This is a genomic window from Nodularia chucula CCY0103 (assembly GCF_963923915.1).
Taxonomy (GTDB): domain Bacteria; phylum Cyanobacteriota; class Cyanobacteriia; order Cyanobacteriales; family Nostocaceae; genus Nodularia; species Nodularia chucula.
In genome coordinates this window covers 44762-51447 of record NZ_CAWUOL010000027.1, presented here as the reverse complement: position 1 = coordinate 51447, position 6686 = coordinate 44762, and the positions used below count along the sequence as shown (strand labels likewise).

Below are 6686 nucleotides of genomic sequence, written 5' to 3'. Positions count from 1 at the left end.
GACAAAGCCTTAGCTATTCAAGATGATGACCCCAACCTTTGGAAGAATCGAGGTGTACCGTTGCTCAAGTTAGAGCGATATGAAGAGGCACTCCATAGTTTCGACAAAGCCTTAGCTATTCAAGATGATGACCCCAACCTTTGGAAGAATCGAGGTGCAGCGTTGGGCAACTTAGAGCGACATGAAGAGGCACTCCATAGTTTCAACAAAGCCTTAGCTATTCAAGATGATGACCCCGACCTTTGGAGTAATCGAGGTGAGGTACTGACGAAATTACATCGTTATAAAGATGGACTAATTAGTATTGATAAAGCTTTAAGAATAAAATTAAACGAATCTAATTTTTTCAGTTATAAAGGTTTAATTCTCAGTTTATTAGGTGATTATGACGAAGCATTAAATAATCTCAAAGAAGCTTTAAAACTTGAACCAAAAGAACCATTGTGGTGGGCGAATAATGGTATTATATTAGGCCGCGCAGGACGCTATCAAGAAGCTTTGGAAAATTGCAACAAAGCCTTAGAATTAAATCCTCAAGATGAAAGTGGTTATTATGCTAAAGCTTGCTTTTATGCCTTGCAAGGTGTTGTTAATTTAGCCCTTGAAAATCTACAACAAGCAATTAATATCAATGCTTTACGATGTCGGAGGGAAGCGAAATATAACCCTGATTTTGACAGCATTCGCAATGATGAAAGGTTTCAAAAATTGCTAATAGGGTAAATCGGAACGCCTAACCAAATTACTTCACGTCTTAGATAATTATCAATATTCATGGTGGGTTACGCTATCGCTTTAGCGCAGCCATGCCCCCAACTACTGGCGTGACAGAGCTAATTTTGTGCATAAGCATAAATATTGTGGGTTTGGCTTCTAGCCCTCCCAGAACAGGCAAGATGCCTGTTCCACAAGAGAAACATAATGCACTATTTTAAGCGTGCCACGCCACTACAAATTTATAGAAAGCCAACACTATATTATTAATCGTACAAAAAGCTACTGGGTCTAGTTTCCACTTAAAGTAACGCCTAGCTAACAGAAAAACTGCCAACCCGTCGTCACATCAATGCAAAAACCAGACCCAGTATAAAATTTTAGACAGTCAGATGTTAAATCCTAGCGTCTGCTACCACCACGGTAAGGAACTGCATTCAGATAATCAATATCAAATGCAGATAGCTTTTGGGCGTAGTTACCCTTACCACTAACGGATTCTGCCATATCCGCATATTTGCGGGGGTCGCCTTCGGGTAGTCGTTTTTCTTGGAACTTGCGGGTGTAGAACTTCTCCAAGGTGAAGCGCCAATCGGTTTGAACTGTACCTTCTCTTTCTTGGAAGTCTTCGCCGTAACGAGGTGTTACCAAGTTATAAGGACGACCTTCCATGCGTTTGCGTTGGTAAGGTACGATGTTATCACCAAAGCTGTTGCTGTACTCTTCGCTGTCTACTAAAGCATCAACAAAGCCACCAAAACCTTTAGTACCAATGACAATTGACCAAGCAATTTGTTCGTCTTTGTTGTAAGACGCACGGCCTAATAACCGCTTGAGGGTAATGTCTACTAAACGGTAGTTGTTGTTGGATGAGACAACTAAACGATAGAAGGCTTCAGATTTGGCTAAACCTCGGATGAAGTCACGCACGGATAGAGAGCCAGTTTTTAGCTGAGATTCTAGAGCTGTTTGGCGATTGAATTTGAGAATTTCATGTTCGCTAAAAACTTGGCGATAGGCTGCCCAAATAATACTCTGAATATCAGTGTAAGAACTGACATCTTCGATGCGGTAGATATATGGTGTATCTTCATTCTGGTCAGCTACACCAAAGCTGCTGACTCGGTGATTCTGACTGCTGGGTTTGTATTGAAGTAATGGCAGAGACATACTGCTTTCTTCCTCTTATTAAGAATTTAAACAAAAAGCTAGGTGGGAAAATTGAAGGCTTTTTAAATCCTCGAATCCTCACTGATGCTTTACTTATTCTCCCCCATTATGTTGATGGGTAGAGCTAATTTTGCAGCAATTTAGTATCAAGAAGAAACTTATTTTTGCTGGGGGTCGTAGTAATACAGCTGACAATCAGCTATTTACCGGACGGGGAAATTGGCGCTGGAGTTGATGGAAACGGGAATACCTTCGGGGTTGATATCTCTAGCCATGTCGGGAATTTCAATGCTGGCTAGGTTTACTGGAGTAAATTTCAGCATCTTGATTTCGATGGAGTTGGCTAATTCCATGAAGTTTTTGATGTCTCCGGCTTTATAGCGGGCATCTTCTAATTTGTCGCGCCAGTAGTTACCGTAGCGGGGTGTGACTAGGTTAAAGGGTCGATCTTTGTACCGTCGGCGTTGGTAGGGAACTATGTTATCGCCAAAGTTGCTTTGATACTCTTGAGAGTCGATTAAAGCGTCAACAAATCCATCCCAACCGAGGGTGGCTATTTTGATTGACCAGGCAATTTCTTCTTCTTTGTTGTAGGATGCACGACCTAAAAGCCGTTTGAGAGCAATTTCTACAAGGCGATAGTTGGAGTTGGTTTGTACAACTAGATTCCGAAAGGCTTCGGATTTAGCTAAACCCCGGATAAAGTCGCGGACGGTAATGGCGCGATTTTTTACCTGGGATTCTAGGTTGCTTTGGCGATAGAATTTGAGGATTTCATGTTCGCTAAAAACTTGCCGATAGGCTGCCCAAATTAATTCTTGGGCTTCACTATCAAAGGCACAGTCTTCGATGCGGTATATCCGGGGAGTGTCTTCGTTAGGAACTTCGTAACCAGCAACGCGCTGATTTTGAGAACTAGGTTTGTATTCTAGTAAAGGAATTGTCATTTCAGTTATCAGTTGTTTGAGTTTGATGTCTTAGCTCAGGTCTTAATTTGTGGGATTTGCGGGGATGTAACGATAAGGTAGAGCCACAGCTACGGGTTTCATGGTTGGTTGGGGTGTACCAATTTCACGGGAGTTGTCGGGAATCTTGATGTCTTTGATTTGGGCGGTAACTGTAGCTATTGTCCGTTGGTAGTTCCATTCTGGGGCGATAATTTCTCCGGCCATGCTCATGAAATTGGCGGGAATGATGCGTCGAATTTCTTGTTTACTAGCAAAGCCTGTGGTGCGGGCGCTATAGAAGGAACGACCACCGATGGATTCCAACATCATGCGATCGCGCCAGTATGAACTATAACGGGGGTTAACTAAGTTAAAGGGTCGGTCTTTGTAGCGACGGCGTTGGAAAGGTACGATGTCATCGCCAAAGTTATCCAGATATTCTTCACTATCTAATAAGGTATCGATGAAACCATGTAATCCTTTTGTACCAATCACAATTGACCAAGCAATTTCTTCGTCTTTGTTGTAGGCGGCGCGTCCTATAAACCGCTTTAAGGTGATGTCAACTAAGCGGTAGTTGGTGTTAATATCTGCTACTTGTGTGCGGTAAACTTCAGATTTACCTAATCCCCGGATAAAATCGCGGACGTTAATTGCCCGATTTCGTAGTTGAGATTCGAGAAATTTTTGGCGATTGCTGGCAATGATTAGGTGTTCGCTAAAGATTTGCCGATATGCTGCCCAAATAATGGCATCAATATCTGTATCTGAGGTAGCATCTGCTAACCGATATATGGTTGGTGTGTCTTCGTTGGGGACTTCGTAGCCTTCGACACGCTGATTTTGCGTGGTAAATGAATAATTGAGTAATGGTATTGACATATTTACTTTTTCCTTGTTTTATGGTATGTAAATCAGGAATTAGGCAATAGCTAGTTGGACACGAGCGCGAATTGCTTTTTCTTGATCAGTGACCAACATCTGCTGAAGTCTAGCCTGAATGGGCTGCTGTAAGTCAGGGATTTGAGCCAAGGCTTGTAACCCGACAACGGCAGCGTAACGGATTGACCATTCTAAGTCTTGGGAAATTAAAAGCAGGGTTTCTAAAGTTTTTTGCTGGGCTGTCTCTCTGTGGGGAGAGTTGAGTTGATGCCAGTTTAAATTTCCCAATCCTTTGGCAGCTGCACGGCGGACACTGGGAGCGAAGTCTGTGGCTGCGGCTGTGATTAAAACGTCTAAGGCACGGGGATCGGCGATCGCTGCTAAAGTACGAATCGAATAAGCCCGTGCGCCATAGTTATAATCGTCGATTTCGGAGAGCAATTGTGGTACTGCTATTTCTCCCATTGCTGTTAATGCTGTCACTGCCACTGCTGCTGCGGCTGGGTTGTTATATCCAAACACCGCAATTAATGTGGGAATGACGGCGATATCTTCAGCTGCTGCTAAGTTTTGTACTGCCGCCACCATTTTTTCTGGTGTATCTGCCAGGGTGACGGCATGGATTAATTCATCAGTCAAATCCTACGCTCCAATTCATGATTGATAATTCATAGGAAGTAGTTACGAATTACGTAAAGCCTTCGGCATAGCTGCGCTTAGAGCGAAGCTCCTCTGTTCGCGTAGCGTTCCGCAGGAAAGGAGGCATTACGAACTACGTTAGCGAAGCTCCTCTGTTAGCGAAGCTCTCCCAAAGGGAGCAAGAGGCACTACGAATTATTACAAGAGTCCATCCATCAAGTTCATCACCTGGATAGCATGATCAGAAACAGATAAGGCATCTAACTCTGGGGTGAGTTGATGCTCTAGTAATCCTTTGAGGGCCATCAGTTTGAAGCTATTTTCTACTTTGGCGATCGCAATTGCCTCTGCTGCTGGCATATAGCCAATTGCCCCCAAATCTGCCAAAACTAGGCGGCGCAGTTTCAGATCGTCACTGGACAACATTTTTACTAACCTATCCCCATAACTAGAGTCTTCGGTTAGCTGGTACATTGCCCTAGACGCGGCGCACTGTACACCAGGGATTTCATGCCCTAAAAACGGTGAAATTAAAGAAATAGCCTCAGTTGCACCAATAGCTCCCAAGGCTTCTATTACCGCTTCATAGGGTTGGGTTAGATGGGGTCTACCTGGTACTTGCACAGCTTGTCCCAAGCCTCCATCTAGCATTTTAATTAGTGCTGGTGCAGCAGTTTTATCACCTAGCTTTTGCAGAGACTGAGCTGCTGCTTCCCGGACATAAAAGTCAGAACATTCCAAGCACTTAATTAAGCTGGGAACAGCACTGACATCACTTAATTTCCCCAATGCTCTGGCTGCGTTGCGGCGGAGTGGATAACCTCCCATTTCTGTTCTGTCAGCTTCATCCTCCAACGCTGCAATTAACGCCTGTACAACTTCTGGGCGGTTGACTCTAAATTTGCCTAACCACCAAGCTGCGTAATAGCGGAGACTTAAATCTGATGATTGCAGGTTGGCCAGTGCTAACTCTGGTGTCAATTGGGGGGTGTTTTCTGCTGAATAGTCTTCTCCACTGGGTGCTTTCATTGCCAGGATCTTAGTTTTCTGCGGCTACGCCATCTAAGCTATCAGCGCTCAATGTGGAAATGTTAATAATTTTGCCACCTAGTCGGTTAATGCGTTGCATTTCTTCGTTCATCCGACTGTATGGTACGGTGATAAACACGCTACCACTGCGACGGATATCGAATTTATTTTTGTCTGTTTCTGCGTTTTGGCGCAAGCCTACAACTTCATAACGAAATACTCGGCTTGCAGATGAAGAAACGCTACCAGCCCCAAGTGTGGTTTGACCGAACATTACTTCTCTATCTCCTATATGGTTGAGGCAGTCGCTGATAGGGAAAAACCCCATTAATGACTGCCGTTGAGTAACTCCAGCTTAAGCTGAGGTTATGCTAACAATTTTGCCACCTTGCCGATGAATTTGCTGAATCTTGTCAGAAAGGCGCTCGTAAGGTACGATAATTGCTGTGCTACTCCGTCTAACACTGGGATAGCCAGAACCACGGATTGCTGTTACTTCGATGCGATACACGCGATCGCCCATACCAACAGCATTTCCCAAATTCTTCTTGGGAGCTACATCTGAGGAAGCACGGAAATTCCAGTTATCGTTGCTTCCCGATGGTCCCACGATTGTGGAAGATTTATTACTAGCTAAATCCTCTGCCAAACGAGACTTAGTACCTTCTACTTGGGCGCGATCGCTATTGGCATAACCCCGGTACAATCGGAATAAACGGGTAAAACCTACTGTTTTTTGCCCTGGTTGAGTCTCAAAACCACGATAATACGGGACGATACTATCACCGAAGTTATTTTGGTATTCCTGAGAATCAATATAGGAATCAATTTCCGCGTCGTACCCTTTGTTTTGGTACAAGTCTAAGTGGTATACCACTTCTGACTCATCGTAGGGAGCGCGTCCCAAAAGATGCTTGTAGTTGAGTTCAATTAATCTAGTTTGGAAACTAGAATAAAAAAACTTGCTTTTGTAGAGTTCTGATTTGGCAATGCTCCGGACAAACTCCCGCACTGTCAAATTACCATCCCGCAGGAGTGATTCAGCGCTTACGAGACGTTCGGAGGCCATCAAATAGTCGTTACCCAAAACTTGCCGATAAACGGCGCGGATAACAACCTCTACTTCATCTTTGCTGGCGTTAGGGCGCAGTTCAACTCGAGGTGCATCGCTAAAAGGCTCTGTTCCTAGCCTGGATGCTGCTGCTGTAATTGCCATTGTGGTTCACCTATTTATTTGCATTTCGGCTATTTATACCGACTGCTGACTTTACTAAATCTGTTATTTTTTATTTCTCTGCTGAATAA

Annotated in this window: 8 protein-coding genes; 1 reads left to right on the top strand and 7 read right to left on the bottom strand. The window is 43.9% G+C overall.

All coding sequences use genetic code 11. The annotated features are described in order from the left end of the window. Positions 1–723: tetratricopeptide repeat protein (locus ACM0OP_RS10225; protein WP_414528305.1), on the top strand; the 723-nt coding region annotated here is incomplete at its 5' end. Between the two features lie 393 nt (positions 724–1116). Here ACM0OP_RS10225 and ACM0OP_RS10220 read toward each other — a convergent pair. The 7 genes from ACM0OP_RS10220 to ACM0OP_RS10190 all read right to left on the bottom strand — a co-directional run bounded on the left by ACM0OP_RS10220 (position 1117) and on the right by ACM0OP_RS10190 (position 6597). After that, a complete protein-coding gene (locus ACM0OP_RS10220) occupies positions 1117–1884 on the bottom strand; it encodes a phycobilisome rod-core linker polypeptide (RefSeq protein ID WP_414528304.1) in 768 nt (255 codons plus the stop codon). A gap of 203 nt (positions 1885–2087) precedes the next feature. Further along, complete coding sequence (locus tag ACM0OP_RS10215) at positions 2088–2831, bottom strand: phycobilisome rod-core linker polypeptide (RefSeq protein WP_414528303.1); 744 nt, start codon at positions 2829–2831, stop codon at positions 2088–2090. A gap of 42 nt (positions 2832–2873) precedes the next feature. Next, the gene (locus ACM0OP_RS10210) at positions 2874–3713 is read right to left on the bottom strand and encodes a phycobilisome rod-core linker polypeptide (RefSeq protein WP_414528302.1); all 840 of its coding nucleotides are present in this window, start codon (positions 3711–3713) and stop codon (positions 2874–2876) included. A gap of 39 nt (positions 3714–3752) precedes the next feature. Next, on the bottom strand, positions 3753–4352 hold the full coding sequence (locus ACM0OP_RS10205; protein ID WP_414528301.1) for a HEAT repeat domain-containing protein: 600 nt from the start codon (positions 4350–4352) through the stop codon (positions 3753–3755). Positions 4353–4550: 198 nt separating this feature from the next. Continuing rightward, positions 4551–5381 (bottom strand): HEAT repeat domain-containing protein, encoded by an 831-nt coding sequence (locus tag ACM0OP_RS10200; RefSeq protein ID WP_414528300.1) that lies wholly within the window; start codon positions 5379–5381, stop codon positions 4551–4553. A 10-nt stretch (positions 5382–5391) separates the two neighbouring features. Further along, positions 5392–5655: a phycobilisome linker polypeptide gene (locus tag ACM0OP_RS10195; RefSeq protein ID WP_414528299.1), complete on the bottom strand. Its 264-nt coding sequence runs from the start codon at positions 5653–5655 to the stop codon at positions 5392–5394. 81 nt (positions 5656–5736) lie between these two features. Continuing rightward, positions 5737–6597 carry a phycobilisome rod-core linker polypeptide gene (locus ACM0OP_RS10190; RefSeq protein ID WP_414528298.1) on the bottom strand — a complete coding sequence of 287 codons (861 nt, stop codon included), beginning with the start codon at positions 6595–6597 and terminating at the stop codon, positions 5737–5739. Between the last annotated feature and the right edge of the window lie 89 nt (positions 6598–6686).